Raw genomic sequence first — 465 nt, forward strand, 5'->3', positions numbered from 1 at the left:
CTCCCCGAATTTGTCCCAGTGACCGGAGGCTTTCCACAGAGACAGATCCATGATGTCAGGCGTGTTGACCTCCACATAGCTTTCCGTGCGCTGACGCTTACGCAAATAGGCGAGGAGTGTCTGGAATAATGTCCATCCATTGGGATGCCAGAATACGGCCCCCGGTGCTTCCTCCTGAAAATGGAAGAGATCCATCTCACGACCAAGTCTGCGATGACCACGCAGCATGGCCTCCGCCCGCTGTTTTTCCCACGCTTCGAGCTCCTGTTCGTTACGCCAGGCCGTGCCGTAAATCCGCTGGAGCATTGCTCGGTTGCGGTCGCCTTTCCAGTAAGCGCCCGCCGTTTCCAGCAGACGAAAAGCATGACCCACGTCTGCTGTGTTGGAGAGATGTGGTCCACGACACAGGTCCACGAAATCACCCTGTCGATAGAACGTCAGAACAGCATCAGCCGGGAGTGCGTT

1 pseudogene is annotated in these 465 nt (G+C 56.6%); it reads right to left on the bottom strand.

The annotated features are described in order from the left end of the window. A pseudogene (locus tag HK23_RS14020) lies at positions 1–465 on the bottom strand (threonine--tRNA ligase); the annotation flags it as partial.

The sequence above is a fragment of the Acetobacter malorum genome (assembly GCF_002153605.1).
In the GTDB taxonomy this organism is placed as follows: domain Bacteria; phylum Pseudomonadota; class Alphaproteobacteria; order Acetobacterales; family Acetobacteraceae; genus Acetobacter; species Acetobacter malorum_A.